This is a genomic window from Bradyrhizobium sp. B025, from assembly GCF_042257955.1.
Lineage (GTDB): Bacteria > Pseudomonadota > Alphaproteobacteria > Rhizobiales > Xanthobacteraceae > Bradyrhizobium > Bradyrhizobium diazoefficiens.
The window spans coordinates 4525389-4550113 of sequence record NZ_CP170150.1 but is presented as its reverse complement, the minus strand read 5'-3'; the positions used below and the strand labels follow the sequence as shown (position 1 = coordinate 4550113).

The following is a 24725-nucleotide window of genomic DNA, read 5'->3' as shown; positions in this document are numbered from 1 at the left end:
GCTCAGATCGAGAAGCTAGTCCCGCAGCCGCAGGACGCCGTCGCGTTGGGATTGTTGACGCGGAACGAGGCGCCGATCAGGTCGTCCACGAAATCGACCTGCGATCCCGCCAGGAACGGCTGCGAGGCGGAATCGACCAGCACCACCGCATTGTCCTGCTCGATCACGAGATCGTCGTCGGTGCGGTCGCGGTCGATGTCGAACTTGTACTGAAAGCCGGAACAGCCGCCGCCCTCGACCGAGATGCGCAGCATCGCGCCTGACCCTTCGCCCTTGAGGATCTCCCCAATCCGGCGTGCGGCCCGGTCACTGATGGTCACGGCAGTCGTCATCTCAGGTCTCCGATCGTCGGCGGCGTCATACCAAGGTTACTTGCCCAATTCATTTGGTATCCCGCGTCCGGCATAGTTAAGTGCCACCATACGCAGAATCAAATGGATAGGGACTAAATTCGCCGTGTCCGTCGGAATGGCAGCCTCCCACGCGCCCTATGCCTGCGACCCCGATCGCAGCCGCGGCCGGCTGGTCGCCGAGCCGCCGAGCCGGACCCGCAGCCCGTTCCGCCGGGATTGCGACCGGGTGATCCACTCAACCGCGTTCCGCCGCCTGAAGTACAAGACCCAGGTGTTCGTGTTCCACGAGGGCGACCACTACCGCACCCGGCTGACCCATTCGCTGGAGGTGGCGCAGATCGCTCGCGCGCTGGCCCGGCAGCTCGGGCTCGACGAGGACCTCACGGAAACCCTGGCGCTCGCACACGATCTCGGCCATCCGCCGTTCGGGCACGCCGGCGAGCGGGCGCTGGATGCCTGCCTGAAGGAATTTGGCGGCTTCGACCACAATGCCCAGGCCTTGCGCGTCGTCGCGGCGCTGGAGCACCGCTATCCCGAATTCGACGGGCTCAACCTGACCTGGGAATCGCTGGAGGGCATCGTCAAGCACAACGGCCCTCTGACCGATCGCAGCGGTGCGCCGGTCGGACACTATCGCGAGCATGGCATTCCCGTCGGCATCGCCGACTACATCAAGGTCTACGATCTCGAATTGTGGAGCTTCGCCTCGCTGGAGGCGCAGGTTGCCGCGATCGCCGACGACATCGCCTATGACGCCCACGACATCGACGACGGCCTGCGTGCCGGCCTGTTCGACCTCGACGATCTCAAGGTGATGCCGCTCACAGCTGCGATCATCGCCGAAACCTCAGCGCATTATCCCGATCTCGAAGACGTCAGGCGCGGCGCCGAGCTGGTGCGCGAGCTGATCTCGCATCTGATCGGCGCGGTGTTTGCGGAGGCGCGGAAGAACCTCGCCGCCACCAAGCCGCAATCGGCCCAGGACGTGCGCCAACAGAGCCGGGCGCTGATCGCGTTCCCCGCTGACGTCGCCGAGGAGGAGGCCGCCATCAAGCGCTTCCTCTACCAGCACATGTACCGTCACAAGCGGGTGATGCGGGTGATGGGGGAGGCCGAACAGATCCTGTTCGACCTGTTCGCGAAATACCTGAAATCGCCGGCCGAGCTGCCGCCGGAATGGCTCACGGGGGCGGAGGCGGACAATGAGGGTGACCGGGCCCGGCGGATCGGCAATTTCATTGCCGGAATGACCGACCGTTTCGCCCTGACCGAGCACCAGCGGCTCTTTGACTCGACCCCGGATTTGCGTTAGGCGGCGGCCATGCCCGACACATCCTCATCCCTGCACCTGTTCGCTGACGTGCTCGCACGCGTGCACGCCGCCTGCCGCGCGCTCGCGGCGGATGCCAGCTGGCCCGAGGGCATCGATTTCTCGCGCGTGGTGGTCGAGCCGCCGCGCGATGCTTCCCATGGCGACATGGCGACCAACGCCGCCATGGTGCTTGCGAAAGAGGCAAAGGCGAAGCCCCGCGACCTCGCCGAGCAGATCGCCGAGCGGCTGCGCGCCGATGCGTTGATCGCCAAGGTCGATGTCGCCGGCCCCGGCTTCATCAATCTGACGCTGAAGCCTGCCGCCTGGGCGGAAGCGCTGCGGACGGTGCTGCGCGAGGGCGCCGATTACGGCCGCGTCCGCGGCGGCTCGAAGGTCAATGTCGAATACGTCTCGGCCAATCCGACCGGACCGATGCATGTCGGCCATTGCCGCGGCGCCGTGTTCGGCGACGCGCTGGCAAGCCTGCTCCAGTTCGGCGGCCACGACGTCACGCGCGAATATTACATCAACGATGCCGGCGCGCAGGTCGACGTGCTCGCGCGCTCCGCGTTCCTGAGGTATCGCGAGGCGCTCGGCGAGGACATCGGCGCGATTCCGGAGGGCCTCTATCCGGGCGACTATCTGAAGCCCGTGGGGCAGGCGCTGGCGAAGGAGCATGGCGACAAGTTGCGTGCGATGACGGAAGCCGAATGGCTTCCGACCGTGCGCGCCAAGGCGATCGCGATGATGATGGACGAGATCAAGGACGACCTCGCCGCCCTCAACATCCGCCACGACGTGTTCTTCTCGGAGCGCTCCCTGATCGAGAGCGGCAACAACAAGGTCGCCGAGACCATCGATTTCCTGAAGGCCAAGGGCGACATCTACGAGGGGCGCCTGCCGCCGCCGAAGGGCGCGCCGGTCGAGGATTGGGAAGACCGCGAGCAGCTGCTGTTCAAGGCGACCGCCTATGGCGACGACGTCGATCGTCCGCTGATCAAGTCGGACAATTCCTATACCTACTTCGCCTCCGACATCGCCTACCACAAGAACAAGTTCGACCGTGGTTTTGCGGAGATGATCGACGTCTGGGGCGCCGACCATGGTGGCTACATCAAGCGCATGCAGGCGGCAGTGAAGGCGACGACCTCCGGCAAGGGCGCGCTCGACGTCAAGATCGTCCAGCTCGTGAAGCTGCTGCGCAACGGCGAGCCGGTGAAAATGTCGAAGCGGAGCGGGGACTTCGTCACCTTGCGTGAGGTGGTGGATGAAGTCGGCCAGGATGCCGTCCGCTTCATGATGCTCTATCGCAAGAACGACGCGGTGCTCGACTTCGACCTCGCCAAGGTCATGGAACAGTCGCGCGACAACCCGGTATTCTACGTCCAGTACGGCCACGCCCGCGGTCACTCGATCTTCCGCAACGCACGGGCCGAGGTGTTCCCGGACCTGCCGGATGATACCGCCAAGCGCATCGCCTGGCTCAGTGAGTCGGCGGTGGAGCGGCTGTCGGACCCGGTGGAGCTCGACCTTCTCAAGCGTCTCGCAATTTATCCGCGGATGCTGGAAGCCGCCGCCGCGGCCCATGAGCCGCACCGGATTGCCTTTTATCTCTATGACTTAGCGAGCGAATTTCACGCACTTTGGACGAAGGGGCGCGATTTGCCCTATTTACGCTTCATTATCAATAATGATGCAGATCTTACAAAGGCGCGACTGGCCATGGTCCAGGGCGTCGTCTCGGTCCTGGCATCGGGCCTCGCCATCCTCGGCGTCCATGCCCCGGACGAGATGCGGTAGTTTGGGGCGAACTACTTAAGGGGAATTCGGGGGTAACCGGCAGAAGCCGGACCGCTTAGACTTGGTTGAAAGCCTTGTGGGTCGAAAGCCGTGCCTTGGTCGAGGGGGCGCGCGGCTTTCCCGAAGGGACGCATCATCACGATGGCCGAACGATATCAGGACAGACCGTTTCCTTCCGATGACCATGGTCGCGGCGGCGATCAGCATGGGAAGGCGGAAAATGATCCCTTGGCCGAGCTCGCCCGTCTGATCGGACAGACCGATCCATTTGCAGCGCAGGGGCGGCCCACCGCGCGCCCGCCGGCCGCGCCGGCGCCCGCCCAGAGCTATCAGGAAGACGACTATCGTCAGGACGATGACCAGCAGGACTATGCCGCGCAGGCCCCGTCGGCTCCGCCCGGGCCGCCCTCATGGATGCGGCGCGCCAACGTGCAGCCGCAGCCGGCACCCGCGCCGGAGCCTGACTACCCCGTCTCCGTGAACCCGGTTCATCCGTTGCATCGCTATTCAGCCCAGCCGACCGCGCCCGAGCCTGATTTCCATCAGCCGCAGGCCTATCAGGACCACGCTTATCAAGATCAGCCTTATCAGGCTCCGGCTCATCAGCAGGATCAAGCCTATCAGCAGGAGCAGGCCTACCAGGAGCCATACGCACAGCCCGATCCGTCGCGCTATGACGATGCGCTCTACGGCAAGCTGGAGGCGGGTGAGCAGGACTATCAGCGCGATCCGGCCTATCCGGACGATCCCTACGCATTCCAGAGCGATTATCCCGAGGCCGATCTCGACGAGCCGAAGAAGCAGCGCGGCGGGATGATGACGGTCGCGGCGATCCTGGCGCTCGCCGTGGTCGGCACTGGCGCGGCCTTCGCCTACAAGACCTATGTCGGCTCGCCCCGCAGCGGCGAGCCGCCGATCATCAAGGCCGACAACACGCCGACCAAGATCGTGCCCGCGCCGACGGATTCCTCGGCCAAGGTGCCCGATCGCATGGTCAGCGGCGATGGCACCGAGAAGATCGTGCCGCGCGAGGAAGCGCCTGTTGACGTCAACGCCAAGGCGGGCGGTCCCCGCGTGGTGTTCCCGCCGCTGAACCCGAATGCGAACCCGCCGCCGGTGGCGAGCGTGTCGCCGTCCACGATCCCGCCGCCGAGCGCGGGTCCGATTCCGAGCAACGGTACGCTGCCGAACAATTCGCCGCGCACGATCCGGACCGTGGCCGTGAGGGGCGATCAGACCGATAGCGCCACGCCGCAATCGGCCGCTGCTGCCAAGTCGGCTACTCCGCCGAAGCCGGTCGCTGCGCCGCCCGCGCCGCGCACGCCGCCGACCTCGGCCAATGCCAGCGCCAACCAGCCGCTCTCGCTGGCACCGCAATCGACGCCCGCAGCCGAGCCGCCGCAGCGGATGGCTGCGACCAATCCAACGCAGATCGCGCCCGCCAGCAGTGGCGGCGGTGGCTACATTGTGCAGGTCTCCTCGCAGCAGAGCGAGGACAGCGCCGCCGCGTCGTACCGGGTGCTTCAGAGCAAATATGGCAGCGTGCTCGGATCGCGCTCGCCGGTGATCAAGCGGGTCGATCTCACCGACAAGGGCAAGGGCATCGTCTATCGCGCCTTCGCCGGTCCCTATGGCTCGGCCGAGGAGGCGACGCAGGCCTGCAACAGCCTGAAGTCCGCAGGCTTGTCGGCCTGCTTCGTCCAGAGGAATTAACGGCCGTTTCCTTGACCCCCTCGCGGGGCAGGGTTAATCGGCCCTTATGAGCACGCGGGCCTTCATTACCGGCGTATCCGGAACGGAACTGACCGCCGCCGAGCGGGAGTTTATCCGTGCCGAGCGCCCATGGGGCTTCATCCTCTTCAAGCGCAATATCGCCACGCCGGCTCAAGTTGCTGCTTTGGTTGCAGAATTGCGCGCGGTTGCGAACGCGCCCGACGCCCCCGTCCTGATCGATCAGGAGGGTGGACGGGTGCAGCGGCTGGGTCCGCCGCACTGGCCGGTCTATCCGCCGGGCGCCGTATTCGCGAATCTGTACGACAGTGATTCGGCGCTCGGGCTCACCGCGGCACGCCTCAGCGCGCGGCTGATCGCGGCCGATCTCGCCGATCTCGGCATTACCGTGGATTGCTTGCCGCTGGCTGACGTGCCGGTTCAGGGCGCGGATGCCGTCATCGGGAACCGGGCCTACGGCACCGAACCTCGCAAGGTCGCTGCGATCGCGCGCGCGGTGACCGACGGCCTGGAGCAGGGTGGCGTGCTGCCGGTCCTCAAGCACATTCCCGGCCACGGCCGCGCCACCGCCGATACCCATTTCAAGCTGCCGACCGTCGACACGCCGAGGGACGAGCTGGAGCGGACCGACTTCGCGGCGTTCAAGCCGCTGGCGGACCTGCCGATGGCCATGACTGCACATGTTGTGTTTAGCGCGGTCGACCCCGCCCATCCGGCGACGACATCTGCGACAATGATTGCTCAGGTGATTCGCGGCGCAATCGGGTTCCAGGGTTTGTTAATGAGTGATGACGTGTCGATGAACGCGCTGGCGGGAAGCATTGCCGATCGGACCCGCGCCATCTTCGCGGCCGGCTGCGACATGGCTCTGCATTGCAACGGCAACATCGAGGAGATGCGCGAGGTCGCCGGCCAGACGCCTGAACTGTCCGGCAAGGCGCTGGAGCGGGCGACAGCCGCGCTCGCGGCGCGCAAGGCGCCGCAGCCATTCGACCGGGCGGCCGCACGCGCCGAACTGGACGCATTGATCGTACGGGCAAACACGGCATCCGCATGACCGCAGAAATCCTATCGTTTGAAACCGGGCGGCCTGCAGAGCTCGCCGAGGGTGAGCCGGCGTTGGTGGTGGACGTCGAGGGCTATGAAGGCCCGCTCGACCTCCTGCTCGCGTTGGCGCGGCAGCAGAAGGTCGATCTCGCCAAGATCTCGATCCTGGCGCTGGCCGACCAGTATCTCCACTTCATCGAAGCCGCGCGAAAGATCCGGCTCGAGCTCGCCGCCGACTACCTCGTGATGGCCGCGTGGCTCGCCTTCCTGAAGTCGCGCCTGCTGCTGCCGGAGCCGCCGAGCGCGGAAGGGCCGAGCGCCGAGGAGATGGCGACCGCGCTTGCCAACCGCCTGCGCCGGCTGGAAGCCATTCGCGAAGCGGCCAACCGGCTGATGAACCGGCCGCAATTGCAGCGCGATATCTTCCCGCGCGGCGAGCCCGAACAGATCGCCGAGATCAAGCATCCGAAATACACCGCGACGCTGTACGACCTGCTCACCGCCTATGCCTCGCAGCGCCAGTCGCGCGTGTTGGCGAGCGTGCATCTGGCCAAGCGTACGGTGTGGTCGCTCGCCGAGGCGCGCGCCACGCTGGAGCGGCTGGTCGGCAGCATCAGCGAACAGGATGACTGGGGCGTGCTCGACGACTTCCTGATCCGGCACGTCGCCGATCCGACGCAGCGTGCCACGGTGTTCGCCTCGAGCTTCGCCGCCGCGCTGGAGCTGGTGCGCGAAGGTCAGCTCGAGCTGAACCAGAAAGAGGCGTTTGCGCCGATCTATTTCCGGAAGGGGCGCCCCAAACCGGTCCCTGACGCAGCTCCCGCGCCCGATGCGCCGGTCGCTTAAGTGCAAGAAGGAGAATCTGCCATGGCAAGCCTGGCTGAAGTGCGGGTAGACGAGGCCGAGCCGATGGAGAACGAATCCCAGGCACGTCCTGAAGAATTGCGGCTGCTGGAAGCGCTGCTGTTTGCGTCGAGTGAACCGCTGGATACCGCGACACTGGCCAAGCGCATGCCTGATGGCGTGGACGTCAAGGCCGCGCTCGAGCAGCTGCAGGCCGATTATGCCTCGCGTGGCGTGAACCTCGTGCGCGTCGCCAACAAATGGACCTTCCGCACCGCCGGCGATCTCGCCTGGCTGATGACGCGGGAGAGCACCGAGACCCGCCGCCTGTCGCGCGCGGCGATCGAGGTGCTGGCGATCATCGCCTATCACCAGCCTGTGACGCGGGCCGAGATCGAGGAGATCCGCGGTGTCGTCACCTCGAAGGGCACGCTCGACGTGCTGCTGGAGACCGGCTGGATCAAGCCGCGCGGCCGGCGCAAGACGCCGGGCCGTCCCTTGACCTTCGGAACCACCGAGGACTTCCTGTCGCAGTTCACCCTGGAACAGCTGGGCGATCTGCCGGGCCTGGAAGAGCTGAAGGGCACGGGCCTGCTGGATTCGCGCCTGCCGACCGGATTCAGCGTGCCGACGCCGTCCGATGACCCGCAATTGCGCGAGGACGAGGATCCGCTGGAACCGGGCGAGGACCTCGATCTCGCGCTGGCACCTGCGGTTGAGCCCGAGAGCCCGCCGGAAGGTGGCAATGAGGGCGGCGAGGGCGGCAGCGAGGACTAACCTCCCGGCTAATTACGGGCCCCCTGCGACCGGTTAACACTAGCAAGATTACGTAGCGCCAACAGCGAATTGGCGCCGGCTGGTCCTTGTTTTTGAGGCCTGCGGAGCCTACGTTCCGGTGAAGATCGGCCGGGTCCCCGGCCATGCGCGTTTGGAGGGTTGCAGGATGGGTTCACTCAGCATTTGGCACTGGATCTTGGTGATCGCAGTGGTCCTGCTGCTGTTCGGCCGCGGGAAGATTTCGGATCTGATGGGCGACGTGGCGCAGGGCATCAAGGCGTTCAAGAAGGGCATGCAGGACGACGACAAGCCCGCTGACAAGCCTGAGCCGGCCAAGTCCATCGAGCACAATGCCGCGCCGACCGCGGCACGCTCCGACGTCGGCAGCAAGGCCGTCTGAGCCAGAGAGCACGCGAGACGCGGGTAGCGGCCCCGATCCTGCGCGCGAGGGATTGGGCCGGCTTGCTGCTGGCGTGAACGGAAGACCTCATGTTCGACATCGGGTGGAGTGAACTGGTCCTGATCGGGGTCGTGGCCTTGATCGCCATCGGCCCGAAAGAGCTGCCGGGCGTTCTGCGCATGGTCGGGCAGTGGATGGGCAAGGCCCGCAAGATGGCTGCCGAATTCCAGGGCCAATTCCAGGAGGCGATGCGCGAGGCCGAGATGGCCGACCTCAAGAAGAGCTTCGACGAGGTCAAGGAAGCCGCCTCCGGCTTTGCCGGCAACAATCTGATGACCTCGCTCCAGAAGGACGTCAGCGACGCGCTCCGCGTCGATGCGCTCGACAAGCCAGCCGAGACGTCCTCAACGACTGCCATCGAAGCGCCGGCGACCTCAAGTGAGGCGCTGATGACTCCAACAACCCCGGAAGCCCCAACGCCGGAAACCTTCGTGGAAGCGGAAGCCCATGGCGCGGTGAACGAGCCGCTCGCCGTCACCCGTGAGGTCGAGCAGGCGCCGGTCGTTGCGCAAGACACCGCGCCATCCGAAGCGATCAAGGACGCCAAAGCGTCATGAGCGACGCCGATATCGAGGCCAGCAAAGCCCCGCTGATGGACCATTTGATCGAGCTGCGCTCGCGGCTGATCAAGGCGCTGCTCGGCTTTGGCGTGGCCTTCATCTTCTGCTTCTTCTTCGCCAAGCAGATCTACAACGTGCTGGTCTGGCCCTTCGTGTGGGTCGCCGGTCCCGAGAACTCGAAATTCATCTACACGGCGCTGCTGGAATATTTCATCACGCAGCTCAAGCTCGCGCTGTTCGGCGCCGGCTTCATCTCGTTCCCGATCGTGGCAACGCAGATCTACAAGTTCGTCGCGCCCGGGCTCTACAAGCACGAGAAGCAGGCCTTCTTGCCCTATCTGGTCGCGACCCCGTTCTTCTTCGTGCTGGGTGCGGCGCTGGTTTATTTCGTCGTGCTGCCGATGCTGGTCCGCTTCTCGCTTGGCATGCAGCAGGCCGGCAGCGACGAGACCGCCCAGATCCAGCTCCTGCCCAAGGTCGGCGAATATCTGTCGCTGATGATGTCGCTGATCTTCGCGTTCGGCATCGCCTTCCAGCTTCCGGTGATCCTGACGCTGCTCGGTCGCATCGGCATCGTCACCTCGAAGATGCTGCGCGAGAAGCGCCGCTATTTCATCGTGATCGCCTTCGTGATCGCGGCCGTGCTGACCCCGCCGGACGTACTGAGCCAGTGCTCGCTCGCGATCCCCTTGCTGGCGCTCTACGAGGGCTCGATCATCGCGGTGGCGATGGTGGAGAAGAAGGCGGCCGCCGCGCAGGCCGCGACCAGCACCGACGTGTCGACGCCGGCCAATCCGGCCGAGTAGGGGCCCCATACTCGGCGTCATTCCCCGCGAAGGCGGGGAATCCAGTACGCCGCGGCCTCTCGGAGAATAACTCCCGTCTCTGGAATACTGGATCGCCCGCTTTCGCGGGCGATGACAGCTGTGCTAGGGGGAAGCGCGCCAATGCAAACTTGCAACGTTTGCCGTTGTAGGTTTACGCGCTGATCCAGGACCACGGCCATGCACGACATCAAATCGATCCGCGACAATCCGCAAGCCTTCGACGCCGGTCTCGCCCGGCGTGGCCTGAAGCCGTTGTCGGCCGCGCTGCTCGCGATCGACGAGAGGCGGCGCGCGGCGATCCTGGCCTCCGAGCAGGCGCAGGCGCGGCGCAATGCGGCCTCCAAGGAAATCGGCGACGCCAAGAAGGCCAAGGACGAGGCGCGTGCGGCCACGCTGATGGCCGAAGTCGCCGAGCTCAAGACCACGATGCCGCAGGCCGAAGCCGCCGCGAAGGCCGCCGACGAGGAATTGACGAAAGAGCTGTCCGCGATCCCGAACATTCCGTTCGATGAAGTGCCTGACGGTGTCGACGAGCACGGCAACGTGCAGCACCATGTGTTCGGCAACAAGCGCAACTACGGCTTCGCGCCGAAGCTGCATGACGATCTCGGCAACGCGCTCGGCTACATGGATTTCGAGGCGGCGGCAAAACTCTCCGGCGCGCGCTTCGTCGTGCTGAAGAAAGGGCTCGCGCGCCTCGAGCGCGCGATCGGCCAGTTCATGCTCGACCTGCACACGACCGAGCACGGCTACATCGAGATCAACCCGCCGCTGCTGGTGCGCAACGAGGTGATGTTCGGCACCGGACAGCTGCCGAAGTTCGAGGACGACCAGTTCTGGGCGATCAAGGGCGAACTGCTCGCCTCACCCGACCATGAGCGGCTCAAGACAGAGCGCCTCGGTCTCATTCCGACGGCGGAAGTCTCGCTGACCAACCTCGTGCGCGAATCCATCCTCGACGAGAAGCAATTGCCGATGCGGCTCACCGCGCTGACGCCGTGCTTCCGCGCTGAGGCGGGCGCGGCCGGGCGCGACACCCGCGGCATGATCCGCCAGCATCAGTTCACCAAGGTCGAGCTGGTCTCGATCACGACGCCTGAGACCAGCAAGGACGAGCTGGAGCGGATGCTGTCCTGCGCCGAGCAGGTGTTGCAGAAGCTCGACCTGCATTATCGCGTGATGACGCTCTGCGCAGGAGACATGGGCTTTTCGTCGCAAAAAACCTATGACATCGAGGTCTGGATGCCCGGGCAGGGCGACGGCGGCATGTTCCGCGAGATCTCGAGCTGCTCGGTCTGCGGCGACTTCCAGGCGCGCCGCATGGACGCGCGCTCGCGCGGGCCGGACGGCAAGCCGCGTTTCGTGCATACGCTGAACGGCTCCGGCACTGCGGTCGGCCGCGCGCTGATCGCCGTGATGGAGACTTATCAGCAGGAGGACGGCTCGATTGCGGTCCCCAGCGTGCTCCAGCCGTACATGGGTGGATTGAAGGTGATCTCGCGCGACTGAGGCGTATTGCTCGCTGAAACGCAGAAACGTTTGGTTGCGAAGATCAGGCGGGCGGTTATCCTGACGGCCACCCGTCAATGCGAACCCACCGTTCATGGCCTTGCACCGCGACATCTTCTGGGTTGGCAGACAATGGGCGGTGACGGGTTGCGGCATCCAGGCCGTCGATCAGCGCCTGCGCGGTGTGCTCGACATCGAGATCGCGCGGCTCTGGGACGAGGATCTCGTGCAGAGCCGGCGAGCCAAGCCCGGCGTCAATGCTGCGGATTTCGACAAGGCGCTGACAGTGGCACGCGAGCGTTTTCCGCAGACGCCGGCGTCGGATCCGATCGTTGCAGAGCTGGAGGCGCTCGGCGTGATCGAGACTCCGGTTGTCAGTCCGGTCGTACCGGCGATGAAGTTGTATGCCGAAGGCAGGCTCGCACGCTTCCTGCCGCAATGGCGCATCCGCCGCTAGCCTAGCACGGGCACCGGGCTCGAACAGGTGGGCGGCATCCGGAAGCAAGCGTCGGGAACCGAAGCCGGCCGCGTGCTGCGCTGCGGCAATAAGCGGGATCACAGATGAGATCTGCGCGGTGGCCGGTTTGCCTGATCGGTCCCAGCCGGATAAGACGGCTCAGACCCCTTCAGGAATCGACCTTTCGCATGCGCATCCTCTGCACCAATGACGACGGCATTCACGCTCCCGGCCTCAAGGTCGTGGAGGAGATCGCGCAGGCATTGTCCGACGACGTCTGGGTGGTGGCGCCCGAGCTCGACCAGTCCGGCGTGTCGCATTCGCTGTCGCTGAACGATCCCTTGCGCCTGCGCGAGGTCGGGCCGCGGCACTTCGCCGTGCGCGGCACCCCGACTGACTGCGTCATCATGGGCGCGCGCCATATCCTGGGCACCAAGCCGCCCGATCTCGTGCTGTCGGGTGTCAACAAGGGCCGCAACGTCGCCGAGGACGTGGTCTATTCCGGCACCATCGCCGGCGCGCTGGAGGGCACCATCCTGGGGCTGCCGTCGTTCGCGCTGTCGCAGGAGTTCAGCGTTGAGACCCGCGAGCGGCCGCCGTGGGACACCGCGCGCACGTTCGGCCCCGACATCCTGCGCAAGGTGATGGCCGCCGGCATCCCGAAGGAGACCGTCATCAACGTCAACTTCCCGTCCTGCGCGCCTGAGGATGTGCTCGGCATTCGCGTCACCCGCCAGGGCAAGCGCAATCTCGGCTTCCTCAGGATCGACGAGCGCAGGGACGGCCGCAACAATCCCTATTTCTGGATCGGCTTCGAGCGCGCGGCGATGATGGATACGCCCGCCGAGGGCACTGATCTGGCGGCGCTGCGCGAGCGCTATGTCTCGGTCACGCCGCTCAGGCTCGACCGCACCAACGAAGCGTTTTCCGAAGCACTGGGGGCGGCCCTGAAGTAGCGGCTAGTCGCCGCGAAGGGCGGCCTCGATGGTCCTGCCGAGCGCATCGAGCTGGAACGGCTTCTGGAGCGCGGGCCGGTCGCGATACTGCTCGGGCAGGCCGGAGGAGCCGTAGCCGGTGGCGAAGATGAACGGGCAGCCCTTCGCCTTGATCAGGTCGGCGACCGGGGAGATCACCTTGCCGTTGACGTTGACGTCGAGGATAGCGATGTCGAACTGGGTAGCTTCGGCGAGCCGCATTGCTTCGGGGATATCGCCGGCTTCAGCTGCGACCTTGTAGCCGAGCTCTTCCAGCATGTCCGCGACCATCATCCTGATCATCACCTCGTCTTCGACGAGAAATACAGAGCGGCCGGAAAGCCCTGTCGCGGTCATTGTCGGTGAGTCCTTGCCCAATCAAGAAAACGTTCGCAGATAACGCGAATCGACGCAATGCGCGTTTCGGCCAACGGACACCTGAAAATGGCCTTCGTAGCCAGTCCGCTGCAAGCCAATTTGTGGTCAAATGCCTCGGCGAAAGGCTATCATGAGTTCCTGAGCCGGAACAGGATTCTTGCCCCAGCCCTTGAGCTCCGCAAGCGATGATCCGGACCCTGACGAGACAACACTGGCAGCAATGACCTCCCATCAGCACCCGCCGGAAAAGATGATGTTTCAGCTCACGCTGAGGCGTCGGGGCATCAGCGATCAGGCGGTGCTGCGAACCATGGAGGAGGTGCCGCGCGAGCTGTTCGTCGACGAGGCCGATCGCGACGTGGCCTATCGCGATAGCGCGCTGCCGATCGCGTGCGGGCAGACCATCAGCCAGCCCTTCGTCGTCGCCTACATGACCGAGCAGCTCCAGCTCCAGAAGCAGCACCGCGTGCTCGAGATCGGCACGGGCTCCGGCTATCAGGCCGCCGTGCTGTCGCGGCTCGCAGGCCAGGTGCTGACGGTCGAGCGCTACCGCAAACTCGCGGACGCAGCACGCGCCAGGCTTGAGAAGCTCGACTATCACAATGTCGAGGTGATGCTGGGCGACGGTCTCAACCTGCCTGCCAATATCGGCCCGTTCGACCGCATCATCGTCACCGCCGCCATGGAGCAGATTCCGGAGAACCTGGTCGATCGGCTCGAGGTGGGCGGCATCCTGATCGCGCCCGTCGGCCCGCATCAGGGGGTGCAGACGCTGATCCGTCTGACCCGCAGCGCGACCGGGATCGACCGCAAGGAACTCGTCGAGGTCCGTTTCGTGCCGGCACTGCCCGGCGTGGCGCGGGAGCTGTAGATTTCCGGATTGGCTGTGCGGCCAACATCTTATTGGGAGGGTTAAGCCGTTATTTACTCGGCGCGTGTTTACTTAAAAGACCAGTTCTGTTGCGTACGAGTGAGTAACCATGTCTGTCGTCGCCGAGTTGCTTTACTCGCGCCGCGTACCGCAGGTCGCGGTGCTGGCGCTGATATCCTTCAGCTTCGCTGGGTGCAGCGCCGACATGTCGTCGCGGCTGTCCCAGTCGAACTTCTCCAATCCTTTTGCCTCCGATCAGACCGGTTCGGTGCAGCAGGCACCGCCGCCGCAGCGTGAGTTGCCGCAATATTCGCGGCCGCAGACGCAGCCCGGTTATTACCAGTCGCAGCCCTTGCCGCCGGCGGTGTCCGCGCCGCAATCCTATCCGGTTGCGGCAGGCGGCGGGATGTCTGGTGGCGGGCGGGGCGTCGGCTCCTACGCGCCTCCGGCGCAGCCGCATCTGGAGACCACGGCCACCGTGCCGTCGCGCTCGGTCGCGGCCGCCCAGCCGGCCGGCGGGACCAAGATCATCGTCGGCACCAGCGACACGCTCGACGTGCTGGCCAAGCGTTATCACGTCACGCCGCAGGCGATCCTCGCCGCCAATGGCTACAAGGGGCCGCGTGCGCTCTCGCCCGGCCAGCAGCTGATCATCCCGCATCCGGGCGCGACCGCGGCTGCACCCGCGCCGGCGATGGCTCCCGTCGCCGCGGCTCCGGCGATGGCGCCGGCGGCGAAGCCGGTTGCGGCCCTCGCCGCGCCGCCGAGCATGCACTTCGTCAACCGCGGCGACACGCTCGCCAGCATCGCCCGCAAGAATCACATCTCGGCGGCTGAACTGGCCCGCGCCAACGGTCTCGATCCGTCGGCGAAGCTCAAGCTCGGCACCAAGCTGACCGTTCCCGGCGCGAAGACCGCCGCCGTCGCTGCACCTGTTGCTGCGCCAGTCGGGGCAGCCCCGGTCGCCGGTACACTCCAGCCGGTTGCGGTCGCTCCGACGCCTGCCACCAAGATGGCCGCTGTCGCCGCGCCGGTGCAGAGCGCGCGCCTGGCCCAGGCCACCGCCAATGTCGAAGAGAAGGCTGTCGAGGCACCTGCGAAAGCTGCGGAGACCACCAGCGCGCTGCCGACTTTCCGCTGGCCGGTGCGCGGCAAGGTGGTCACGACCTACGGCGCCAAGACCAACGGCAAGTCCAACGACGGCATCAATCTCGCTGTGCCCGAGGGGACGCCGGTCAAGGCGGCTGAAGACGGCGTCGTCGCCTATTCCGGCAACGAGCTGAAAGGTTACGGCAATCTGGTCCTGGTTCGGCACTCCAACGGCTACGTCACCGCATATGCCCATGCGAGTGAGCTGTTGGTGAAGCGCGGCGATACCATCAAGCGCGGTCAGGTCATTGCCAAGTCGGGTCAATCCGGAGAGGTGGCGTCGCCGCAGCTCCACTTCGAGATCCGCAAGGGATCGAGTCCGGTTGACCCGCTTCAATTCCTGAACGGGGCGTGAGGCGTAGGGCCTGAGGAGTAGGGCAGGCCATCGCCACAAGGAAACTGCCATCGCCCGCGAAAGCGGGCGATCCAGTATTGCATAGACAGCAGTCGCTAGGCCGAGACGCTGCCGTGAACTGTGGCGTAGATCAGCACGCAGCAAAATTCGGATTAATAAAAGTTTGGCGAATGCCGGAAGCAGATCGCGCTCATGCGATTTCGCTCCGGCGGAATGTTTGTGCTTGCTCCTTCTTTTCCGGCAAGCTCTCTGAATCCCGAACCATTCAAAATCGCTGAGTTCGTCGCGTATGATTCGAGGGTCCGGTGTCGGAGCCTGGAACGCGTTGGTCGCGAGGCCGCTAAAGAGAATGAGATCAGGTTCGGCCTGAGGCTTTTGTGACCGGACGATCAAATTATCGAAGAACAACCCCATACAAAGTAGCCGATGGCTGCCGGTGCGATGTCCTAATGTTCTGAATCTGCTTCGGTTTTGATGGCGCAGCGGACATGGCAGGGCTTGCTGGCGATCCAGCGCCGTCGTGAATGACCCGACCGGGCCCCTTTGATCTAGATCAACCTGGAAGTCTGGCGTTCCGTGTCCGTAGCAGCGCAGGCCAACGACACACGGGGCGGAGACCGGCATGAAGCTGGCTGATACGAAATCGTCGCCTGATTCCGGACAATCGTACCAGCAACCAGCAGGTGAGGGGATGCTGTACGTGCCGGGCGGCACGTTTCGCATGGGTTCGGATCGGCACTATCCGGAGGAAGCGCCGGTTCACCGCGTCACCGTGGATGCGTTCTGGATGGATTGCCATCCAGTGACGAACCGGCAATTCAAGGCGTTCGCCAAGGCTACCGGCCACGTCACCGTTGCCGAGATCACGCCGGATCCAAAGGACTATCCCGGAATACTCCCGCATATGATCTACGCGGGCTCGCTGGTGTTCTCTCCGCCCGCGCACCCGGTCAGTCTCCGGGACTTCAGCCAGTGGTGGACCTTCGCCAAGGGCGCGGACTGGCGACATCCCTACGGGCCGGGCAGCGACATCCGTGGGCTGGACGATCATCCCGTGGTGCATTTGGCCTTCAGCGATGCGCTCGCCTACGCAAGATGGGCTGGCAAGGATTTGCCGACCGAAGCGGAATGGGAATTTGCGGCGCGCGGCGGGCTGGATGGCGCCGAGTTCGCGTGGGGAGATGTTTTTGCGCCGGACGGCCGCCACATGGCCAACACCTGGCAGGGCGAATTTCCGCGCCAAAACACCAGGGACGATGGATACGAACGGACTTCGCCGGTCACCGCATTCCCGCCGAACGGATACGGGCTGCACGATATGATCGGCAACGTCTGGGAGTGGACGTCCGACTGGTACTCGCCTCGGCATGAAGCCGACGCTGCAAAAGCCTGTTGCATTCCAGAGAACCCGCGCGGCGGCCGTGAGGCCGATAGCTACGACCCCAGAACGACCAACGTCAAGATTCCACGAAAGGTCATCAAAGGCGGCTCGCATTTGTGCGCGCCGAATTACTGCCGACGCTACCGGCCGGCTGCGCGGCATGCGGAGCCGATCGATACTTCCACGAGTCATCTCGGCTTTCGGTGCGTCAGGCGAGGAGCCGCTGACGCATATTAAACAGGAGAGCGTAACCATGTTGAGTACTATATTGCCCGACAAGTCACGCAAGACACCTGGTTGGCACAAGCGGTCCTGCGCATCGCTGCTTGGCGCGACGATGTTGATGTCGCTGTCCGGGCCGACCAGCACGCCGGCAACCGCACAGCCGGCACAGAAACCCAATATCCTCTTCATCATGGGCGACGACATCGGCTGGATGCAGCCGAGCATCTACCACCGCGGCCTGATGGTCGGGGAAACGCCCAACATCGATCGCATCGGCAACGAAGGCGCGATCTTCATGCACTATTACGCCGAGCAGAGCTGCACGGCCGGCCGCAATGCCTTTTTCACCGGCATGAATCCGCTGCGCACCGGGATGATACCTCCGCAACTGCCCGGCAGCCCGTCCTATCTGCGGCCCGGCACCCCGTCCATCGCGAAATTCCTGCTCGATCTCGGCTACAACACCGGCGAGTTCGGCAAGAACCATCTCGGCGACCACACCGACGCGCTGCCGACCGCGCATGGCTTCCAGGAATACTGGGGCTACCTATATCACCTCGATGCGATGCAGGGCGTGAGCTTCCCGGACATCAACAAGTCCCCGACCCAGCAGACGGTTGCCCCGCCATGCAAGAATACGCCGATCCCCGGTATCCCGGAAGTACCGGGCGCGGTCGATCCGCTAACGACGGTTTGCCTGACGCCTCCGCGCAACGTCCTGTCGTGCAAGTCGGATGGTACATCCAGGACTCAGCAGTGCATCGACCAGGGCCCGCTGACGCTCGAGCGATCGAAGGGTGTCGACGAGGAAATCTCGGCCAAGGTCATCGACTTCATCGATCGCAACGACCCGAAGACGACGGGCAAGCCTTTCTTCGTCTGGTACAACCCGGCGCGCATGCATGTGACGACCGTGCTTAACGACAAGTACATGGCAATGGTCGGCGAACCGGGTGGCAAGGACTGGGGCGTCAACGAAGCCGGCATGAAGCAGATGGATGACAACATTGGCTACGTGCTGAAGAAGCTCCAGGACATGGGCCAACTCGACAATACGATCGTCGTGTTCACCACCGACAACGGCGCCGAGACGTTCACCTACCCGGACGGCGGCACGACCCCGTTCAAGGGCTCGAAGATGAACACCTGGGAAGGCGGCATGCGCGCTCCGTGTGTCATTCGCTGGCCGGGTGTCATCAAACCTGGAACGGTCAAGAACGACATCTTCGCGTCGCTCGACTGGCTGCCCACGCTTGTCAATATCGCCGGCGGAGCCAAGGGCGATGCGCTGAACAAGCGGATCATGGCCGGCGCCTATCCGGGCATCGTCAAGACCAGGCTCGATGGCTTCGACCAGACCGAGTACCTCTCGGGACGTTCGGAGAAGTCGGCGCGCGATACCTTCTTCTACTATTCCAGCAGCCACCCGTCGGCGGTGCGCTACAAGAATTGGAAGATGTATTTCGCGATCGCGCCCGAAACCGCGACGGGCTTCCTCTCGCCGGGAGTCCAGACCCAGTTCGCAGCCGGCATGGTTAACCTCAAGCGCGATCCATTCGAGACGTCGTGGGGCGATGAGAAAAAGGCGAGTTTCTGGTTCAGCGGCGCGCTCGCCGGGCCGGTCACGGCTTACATATACGACTGGAACCTGCTGCCCATCGGGCAGGTGCTGTGGCTGAAGGAGCTGGAATCCTACAAGGAGTTCCCACCCCTTCAGGATCCCGCGAGCTACAACCTGGATCAGGTCATGGAACAGCTCAAGAAGGGTCAGGGGCACCCGAGCCAGTAGCTCGGATGCTTGATGCGGGCGCCCGACATAGGGCGCCCGCCAACGGAATCGCGAGCAAAGTGATCAAGGAGGCCGCGCCGGACCGGTCGGCACCTCCACAAGCCACGTCCGCTTCCGATGCATCAAGCGAACAGAGCCAATTGCATAACAACAGGAGGAGCACGTCATGAGTAACAAGCGTCCGCTAGAAGAATCCCACGACGTTCCGCCGTAATCGGACGGCGGAATGAAACGCCGCGATCTGCTGCTGAGCGGAAGTTCGCTTGTGGCCGCTTCAATGTTGGCCAGTAGGGACCGCACGATCGAAACGGATCGACAATGAAACAGATCACGCGATCACGCCTTGACCGGCGCGCACTGCTCTCGTCTCTGGCGATGCTTCCGTTTCTATCTGCCGCTCTGCGTTCCACGTCCGCCATGGCCCAGACCCAAGCCGGTCCTCTGCCGTCCTGGAACGAGGGCCCGACGAAAGCCTCGATCGTCGACTTCGTCGCACGGGTCACGGAGAACGGTGGACCCTATTTCGTGCCCCCCGATCAACGCATCGCAACCTTCGACAACGACGGCACGCTTTGGATCGAACAGCCGATGTATGTGCAACTGGCGTTTGCGCTGGATCGCGTGAAGGTCCTTGCGCCTATGCATCCGGAATGGAAGGACAAGCAGCCCTTCGCGGCAGTGCTGAATGGCGACTTGAAGGCGCTCGCAGCTTTCGGGGAGAAGGGCGTGGCCGAGCTGCTGGCGGTAACTCACGCCGGCATGACGACGGCGGAGTTTGAGAAGATCGTCACAGACTGGCTTGCGACCGCGCGTGATGGCCGTTTCAAGCGTCCGTATACCGAACTTGTCTATCAGCCTATGCTCGAACTGCTCGCTTACCTCCGCACCAACGGCTTCAAGACCTTCATCGTGTCAGGTGGCGGCGTCGAATTCATGCGACCATGGACCGAGGCGATTTATGGCGTGCCTCCCGAGCAGGTCGTCGGATCGTCAATCAAGACCCGGTATGAGATGCGCGACAGCACGCCGGTTCTATTTCGCTTGCCGGATATCGATTTCATCGACGACAAGGCCGGCAAACCGATCGGGATCAATAGCCACATCGGCCGGCGTCCGATCGCCGCCTTCGGCAACTCCGATGGCGACCTCGAAATGCTGCAATGGGCGACGCTCGGTACCAGTGGCGCGCGGTTCGGCCTGATCGTCCACCATACCGATGCGGAACGCGAATATGCCTACGATCGCCAATCACATTTCGGCAAGCTCGATGTCGCTCTCGATGCTGCAGCGCTGAACAGGTGGACCGTTGTGGACATGAAGAACGACTGGAAGAGTATCTTTTCGTTTGATTAGAGGTGAAATCGTAAGATCCACGGCTGCGCGAATGCAGTGCGCAGCCAGCCATTGAGCTCAATGCACGCCGTTGGGCATAGCACCCGACTATATTTTTAGATGTGGCCAATTCACAACGGACATCGGGTCTGGAGCATGCCTTACTTACAGCCCGTAGACGAAACTCCGATTCCTTCGGTCTCGAGATAGGCTTAGGCCTGATGACGGGACCAGGTCTTAAAACGGAAGGTGGGTTCGCGACCGCCAAATCTCGATGCATCCGTCGAACCGCTAGGAGATTGCAGATGAAGCCCACGTTGGAATTTGCGGGTGCCTCTCAACCGACCCTGCTCAGCGCGGTTGTGGTTGCAGCTCTCACGTTTTCGCCGCAAATCGCGAGCGCCGACGAGAGCGGCATCTCGTTCTGGGTCCCGGGGCTGTTCGGCAGTCTGGCAGCGGCACCCACCGCCCCAGGCTGGTCCCTCGGGACGATCTATTACCACACCAGTGTGTCCGCCTCCGGTGCTGCCGCAGCGGCCCGAGAAGTTCAGATTGGCCGCTTCTCTCCGAACGTCAATGTCAACTTGAACGTAAATCTCAAAGCGCCGCCAGACCTGCTGTTTCTGGCTCCGACGTATACGTTCGCGACGCCGGTCCTCGGCGGGCAATTGTCCGTCGGTGTCATGGGCGTTTACGGCCGAAACAGCACGACCCTTGATGGCACGCTGACGACCGGGTTCGGTCCGATTTCGGCGACCCGCACGGGAAGCATATCGGACTCGCTCACCGGGTTCGGCGACCTCTATCCCATGGTCTCGATGAAGTGGCACGACGGCGTCCACAACTACATGACCTATGTGACCGGCGACATTCCAGTCGGCGCCTATGAACCCAGCCGCCTCTCCAACATCGGTATCGGTCATGGCGCCATCGACGCAGGCGGGGGTTACACTTACCTCAACCCGATGACGGGATATGAATTCTCCGGCGTCGGCGGCTTCACATACAACTTCAAGAACCCGGACACGCTGGTTCAGAGCGGCGTCGATTTCCACTTCGATTGGGGCGCGTCGAAATTTCTCTCAAAGCAGGCCTTCGTAGGTCTGGTCGGCTATGCCTATCAGCAGGTCTCCAACGATACCGGCGGACTGCCGGCCCTTGGCGGATTCAGGTCGCGAGTTTTCGGCATCGGTCCGCAGTTCGGCTATCTTTTTCCGATCGGCGGCATGCAGGGATATCTGAACATAAAGGGATATGGCGAATTCGAGGCGGCGAACCGGCCGTCGGGCTGGAATACCTGGCTGACCTTTGCGATTTCGCCCGCCGCACCTGAAAGCACCGTTGCGCCGACCCGGCACAGGGTGACGAAGTAGGGGATCAACTGGAGAAAGGCACAAACCGGCAACCGGCTCTAGCGGCACGTAGAGAATTGGTGCCGAGCTTGGTCGGAAGGTGGCCTATTGATCTGAGGGCAAAATGCCGAAGAGCAAAACCATCTGGCTCGGTTCGTTGGCATCAGTGGCCGCCATAGCGATTGCGAGCGCGCCTGCCGCAGCGCAGCAACCTAAGAATCCCAATATTGTCGTCATCCTCGCGGATAATCTGGGCTACGGCGAGTTGGGCGTATATGGCGGCGGTATCCTCCGCGGCGCGCCCACGCCACGTATTGACGCGCTCGCCGGTGAGGGCACCCGCCTCCTCAACTTCAATGTTGAAGCGCAGTGTACGCCGTCCCGATCGGCCCTGCTTACAGGACGCTTTGCCATCCGCTCCGGAACGTACGAAGTTCCGATCGGCGGCATCCCCGACGGATTAACACAGTGGGAGATCACGACCGCGGAGCTGTTGTCGGGGCAGGGCTACGCGACCGGGATGTGGGGCAAATGGCATCTCGGCAGCGCCGAAGACCGGATGCCGACCAATCAGGGCTTCGACGAGTGGTATGGCATCCCGCGCACGTATGACGAGGCGATGTGGCCGTCCCTGGACGAGACACGAAGCATGTGGCCGTCGGTCGGAAACAGGCAGGGTTGGAATGCGAAAGTCGTTCACCCTCAACATATCTATGAAGCACGCAAGGGCGATAAACCTCGACAGGTCGCCGTGCTGGATGTGGATCACCGCCGCACCATGGACGCGGAAATCACCAGCCGTGCGGTGGAGTTCATCAAGCGCAACGCGAGCTCAGGCAAGCCATTCTATGCCTACGTCCCGTTCGCGCACGTTCACATGCCGACGCTTCCAAATCTTGAGTTCGCGGGCAGAACCGGCAACGGCGATTGGGCCGATTGCCTGGCCGAAATGGACTACCGAACCGGGCAAATCCTCGATGCCATCAAGCAAGCAGGCATCGAAAACGACACGCTTGTGATATTCACCAGCGATAATGGCCCGGAGGCAACCAACCCCTGGGAGGGTGACAACGGACCTTGGCGCGGAACTTACTTCACGGCGATGGAAGGTTCACTGCGGGCACCGTTCATCATTCGCTGGCCCGGCAAGGTGCCGGCGGGCCGCATCAGCAACGAAATCGTTCACATCGTTGACCTCTTCACGACGCTTGCGCGGATCGGGGGCGCAGAGGTCCCTACGGATCGCGCGATTGACGGCGTGGATCAGCTAGATTTCTTTTTGGGCAAGCAGGAGGCCTCTAACCGCGAAGGGTTCCCCGCCTACGTGGCCGACCGGCTGTCAGCCGTCAAATGGCGAAACTGGAAAGTCCATTTGATCTGGCAGGAAACTATGTACGCCACGCCGCAGAAATTGCCCTTGCCGAGAGTCATCAATCTACTGACCGACCGGAAGGAGGAGCGTGATGTTGCCGCGCAAAACTCCTGGGTCGCCGATCCCGCAGTGAGAATCATCGGAGAACTGGAAGCGAGCTTCAAGAAGTACCCTCCAATCAAACTTGGCACCCCAGATCCCTACACGCCGCCATAACCGGTTTTTATGCGCACGCGCCCTTGATTCCCCGCCTTCGGGGAAAGACAGCCGTAAGTGGGTTACGATCCGACCGCTACTGCGCCGTGAGCTTCACGCCCAGTCGTCCCGCAAGCTCCTGCACGAATTGCCAGGCGACACGGCCCGAGCGCGAGCCGCGCGTGGTCGACCATTCCAGCGCCTCGCGCTCCAGCGCCTCATCATCGACCTTTATGTCGAAATGGCTGCAATAGCCGCGCACCATGGCGAGATATTCGTCCTGGCTGCATCGGTGGAAGCCGAGCCAGAGGCCGAAGCGATCCGACAGCGACACCTTTTCCTCGACCGCTTCGCCGGGATTGATCGCGGTCGAGCGCTCGTTCTCGATCATCTCGCGCGCGAGCAGATGGCGGCGGTTGGAGGTGGCGTAGAGGATGACGTTCTCGGGCCGGCCCTCGATGCCGCCCTCGAGCACGGCCTTGAGCGACTTGTACGAGGCGTCATTGCCGTCGAAGGAGAGGTCGTCGCAGAACACGATGAAGCGGAAGGACGAGGCGCGCAGCTGCTCCATCAGCGCGGGCAAAGTCTCGATGTCCTCGCGGTGGATCTCGATCAGCTTCAGCTTGTCGGCCGGCTTGCGGTCCGCATTGATGCTGGCATGCGCGGCCTTGACCAACGACGACTTGCCCATGCCGCGCGCGCCCCAGAGCAGGGCGTTGTTGGCGGGTAGGCCGCCTGCGAAGCGCTCGGTGTTCTCCATCAGGATGTCGCGCATCCGGTCGACGCCCTTGAGGAGGAACAGCTCGACGCGGCTGACCCGCGGCACCGCCGAGAGGCGGCCATCCGGATGCCAGACATAGGCATCCGCCCGGCCGAACGACTCGGGTTCGGCCGCCGGCTTGCCCTGGGCGGAGAGGTGCGCCGCAATGGTCTCGAGGGCGAGGACGATCCGCTCCTGGTTGAGGTCAGGCGCTGCCTTGGAGATCACCTTGGAGACTGCTTTGGAGGCTGCCGTGGGGCGTTTTGCCGCGACGCGGGCAGGCTTCCTGGCAGGGGTACGGGGGCCTTTGCCGGCCGGGCTTTTGCTTGGTTTTTTGGGCATGTCCGAAGTTCCTGAGAATGCAGCCTTATCGGGCCTGACGGCGCGCCGCAAGGTGACCAAAAGGACGGTCTGGCAGCGTTGCAATTGGGGCGGTGGCCGCTATAGTCCGCGCGAATTTGACCGAGCCGGTCGCCTTTGAGGGCCTGACCGGCTTTCCCCCGTTGTCACGAGGATCGTCCGAATGCTGATTACCCCTGCGTATGCCCAGGCCGCGGGCGCCGGCGACACCAACAGCATGTTGATGTCGCTGCTGCCGTTCGCCCTGATCTTCGTGATTATGTACTTCCTGATTCTGCGTCCGCAGCAGAAGAAGGTCCGTGACCACGCCGACCTCGTGAAGAACATCCGTCGCGGCGACACCGTCGTGACCTCGGGCGGCCTCGTCGGCAAGGTCACCAAGGTCGTCGATGACGACCAGATCGAGTTCGAGATTTCCGACGGCGTCCGCGTCCGGCAGATGCGCCAGATGATCTCCGGCGTGCGCGCCAAGGGCGAGCCGGCGAAGGAATCCAAGGATAGCGCGAAGGAAACCGCCAAGGACGACGCCGCGTCGAAGTGAACGCTTCCGCGAGCA

23 protein-coding genes are annotated in these 24725 nt (G+C 63.8%); 20 read left to right on the top strand and 3 right to left on the bottom strand.

Going from position 1 to position 24725, the window contains the following annotated elements:
- Positions 1 to 2: 2 nt before the first annotated feature.
- Positions 3 to 332: an iron-sulfur cluster insertion protein ErpA gene (gene erpA, locus ACE10W_RS21055; RefSeq protein ID WP_011087527.1), complete on the bottom strand. Its 330-nt coding sequence runs from the start codon at positions 330 to 332 to the stop codon at positions 3 to 5.
- A 124-nt stretch (positions 333 to 456) separates the two neighbouring features.
- Between erpA and ACE10W_RS21050 the strand changes: the two genes are divergently transcribed.
- The 12 genes from ACE10W_RS21050 (at position 457) to surE (ending at position 12632) form a co-directional block, all read left to right on the top strand.
- Positions 457 to 1665 (top strand): deoxyguanosinetriphosphate triphosphohydrolase, encoded by a 1209-nt coding sequence (locus ACE10W_RS21050; RefSeq protein WP_375761882.1) that lies wholly within the window; start codon positions 457 to 459, stop codon positions 1663 to 1665.
- Between the two features lie 9 nt (positions 1666 to 1674).
- Positions 1675 to 3465: an arginine--tRNA ligase gene (gene argS / locus ACE10W_RS21045; RefSeq protein ID WP_182871790.1), complete on the top strand. Its 1791-nt coding sequence runs from the start codon at positions 1675 to 1677 to the stop codon at positions 3463 to 3465.
- 141 nt (positions 3466 to 3606) lie between these two features.
- Positions 3607 to 5178, top strand: a complete 1572-nt coding sequence (locus ACE10W_RS21040; RefSeq protein WP_375761881.1) for an SPOR domain-containing protein — start codon at positions 3607 to 3609, stop codon at positions 5176 to 5178.
- A gap of 46 nt (positions 5179 to 5224) precedes the next feature.
- Positions 5225 to 6253 carry a beta-N-acetylhexosaminidase gene (gene nagZ / locus ACE10W_RS21035; protein ID WP_375761880.1) on the top strand — a complete coding sequence of 343 codons (1029 nt, stop codon included), beginning with the start codon at positions 5225 to 5227 and terminating at the stop codon, positions 6251 to 6253.
- A complete protein-coding gene (locus ACE10W_RS21030; protein ID WP_011087521.1) occupies positions 6250 to 7089 on the top strand; it encodes a ScpA family protein in 840 nt (279 codons plus the stop codon). Before nagZ ends, ACE10W_RS21030 begins: the two co-directional genes overlap by 4 nt.
- A gap of 21 nt (positions 7090 to 7110) precedes the next feature.
- On the top strand, positions 7111 to 7863 hold the full coding sequence (gene scpB / locus ACE10W_RS21025; protein WP_028171841.1) for an SMC-Scp complex subunit ScpB: 753 nt from the start codon (positions 7111 to 7113) through the stop codon (positions 7861 to 7863).
- A gap of 166 nt (positions 7864 to 8029) precedes the next feature.
- Positions 8030 to 8263, top strand: a complete 234-nt coding sequence (locus tag ACE10W_RS21020) for a twin-arginine translocase TatA/TatE family subunit (RefSeq protein ID WP_011087519.1) — start codon at positions 8030 to 8032, stop codon at positions 8261 to 8263.
- Positions 8264 to 8352: 89 nt separating this feature from the next.
- The gene (gene tatB, locus ACE10W_RS21015) at positions 8353 to 8880 is read left to right on the top strand and encodes a Sec-independent protein translocase protein TatB (RefSeq protein ID WP_304553652.1); all 528 of its coding nucleotides are present in this window, start codon (positions 8353 to 8355) and stop codon (positions 8878 to 8880) included.
- Positions 8877 to 9689 carry a twin-arginine translocase subunit TatC gene (gene tatC / locus ACE10W_RS21010; protein WP_060912318.1) on the top strand — a complete coding sequence of 271 codons (813 nt, stop codon included), beginning with the start codon at positions 8877 to 8879 and terminating at the stop codon, positions 9687 to 9689. Before tatB ends, tatC begins: the two co-directional genes overlap by 4 nt.
- A 198-nt stretch (positions 9690 to 9887) precedes the next feature.
- Positions 9888 to 11219 (top strand): serine--tRNA ligase, encoded by a 1332-nt coding sequence (gene serS, locus ACE10W_RS21005; protein ID WP_375761879.1) that lies wholly within the window; start codon positions 9888 to 9890, stop codon positions 11217 to 11219.
- A gap of 94 nt (positions 11220 to 11313) precedes the next feature.
- Positions 11314 to 11676 (top strand): hypothetical protein, encoded by a 363-nt coding sequence (locus ACE10W_RS21000; protein ID WP_028171843.1) that lies wholly within the window; start codon positions 11314 to 11316, stop codon positions 11674 to 11676.
- Positions 11677 to 11864: 188 nt separating this feature from the next.
- Positions 11865 to 12632 carry a 5'/3'-nucleotidase SurE gene (gene surE / locus ACE10W_RS20995; RefSeq protein WP_375761878.1) on the top strand — a complete coding sequence of 256 codons (768 nt, stop codon included), beginning with the start codon at positions 11865 to 11867 and terminating at the stop codon, positions 12630 to 12632.
- Positions 12633 to 12635: 3 nt separating this feature from the next.
- Here surE and ACE10W_RS20990 read toward each other — a convergent pair whose 3' ends face one another.
- Positions 12636 to 13007 (bottom strand): response regulator, encoded by a 372-nt coding sequence (locus ACE10W_RS20990; protein ID WP_011087513.1) that lies wholly within the window; start codon positions 13005 to 13007, stop codon positions 12636 to 12638.
- A 241-nt stretch (positions 13008 to 13248) separates the two neighbouring features.
- Here ACE10W_RS20990 and ACE10W_RS20985 point away from each other — a divergent pair, with 241 nt between their 5' ends.
- From ACE10W_RS20985 to ACE10W_RS20955, 7 genes are all read left to right on the top strand, one after another.
- A complete protein-coding gene (locus ACE10W_RS20985; protein WP_011087512.1) occupies positions 13249 to 13899 on the top strand; it encodes a protein-L-isoaspartate(D-aspartate) O-methyltransferase in 651 nt (216 codons plus the stop codon).
- Positions 13900 to 14008: 109 nt separating this feature from the next.
- Positions 14009 to 15403, top strand: coding sequence for a peptidoglycan DD-metalloendopeptidase family protein (locus tag ACE10W_RS20980; RefSeq protein WP_375761877.1), 1395 nt, complete (start codon positions 14009 to 14011; stop codon positions 15401 to 15403).
- A gap of 622 nt (positions 15404 to 16025) precedes the next feature.
- Positions 16026 to 17021 (top strand): formylglycine-generating enzyme family protein, encoded by a 996-nt coding sequence (locus tag ACE10W_RS20975; protein ID WP_375761876.1) that lies wholly within the window; start codon positions 16026 to 16028, stop codon positions 17019 to 17021.
- Between the two features lie 100 nt (positions 17022 to 17121).
- The gene (locus ACE10W_RS20970; RefSeq protein WP_038967256.1) at positions 17122 to 18798 is read left to right on the top strand and encodes an arylsulfatase; all 1677 of its coding nucleotides are present in this window, start codon (positions 17122 to 17124) and stop codon (positions 18796 to 18798) included.
- Positions 18799 to 19173: 375 nt separating this feature from the next.
- Entirely contained in the window at positions 19174 to 20151 is a 978-nt protein-coding gene (locus tag ACE10W_RS20965; RefSeq protein ID WP_049832412.1) for an HAD family phosphatase, read from the top strand.
- A 284-nt stretch (positions 20152 to 20435) separates the two neighbouring features.
- Entirely contained in the window at positions 20436 to 21503 is a 1068-nt protein-coding gene (locus ACE10W_RS20960) for a transporter (protein ID WP_162494106.1), read from the top strand.
- Between the two features lie 103 nt (positions 21504 to 21606).
- Entirely contained in the window at positions 21607 to 23070 is a 1464-nt protein-coding gene (locus tag ACE10W_RS20955; protein ID WP_028171849.1) for an arylsulfatase, read from the top strand.
- A gap of 76 nt (positions 23071 to 23146) precedes the next feature.
- Here ACE10W_RS20955 and ACE10W_RS20950 read toward each other — a convergent pair whose 3' ends face one another.
- A complete protein-coding gene (locus ACE10W_RS20950) occupies positions 23147 to 24151 on the bottom strand; it encodes an ATP-binding protein (protein WP_375761875.1) in 1005 nt (334 codons plus the stop codon).
- A 181-nt stretch (positions 24152 to 24332) separates the two neighbouring features.
- On the opposite strand from ACE10W_RS20950, the gene yajC reads away from it, so the two are divergent.
- Positions 24333 to 24710 (top strand): preprotein translocase subunit YajC, encoded by a 378-nt coding sequence (gene yajC, locus ACE10W_RS20945; RefSeq protein ID WP_028171851.1) that lies wholly within the window; start codon positions 24333 to 24335, stop codon positions 24708 to 24710.
- Positions 24711 to 24725: the final 15 nt, after the last annotated feature.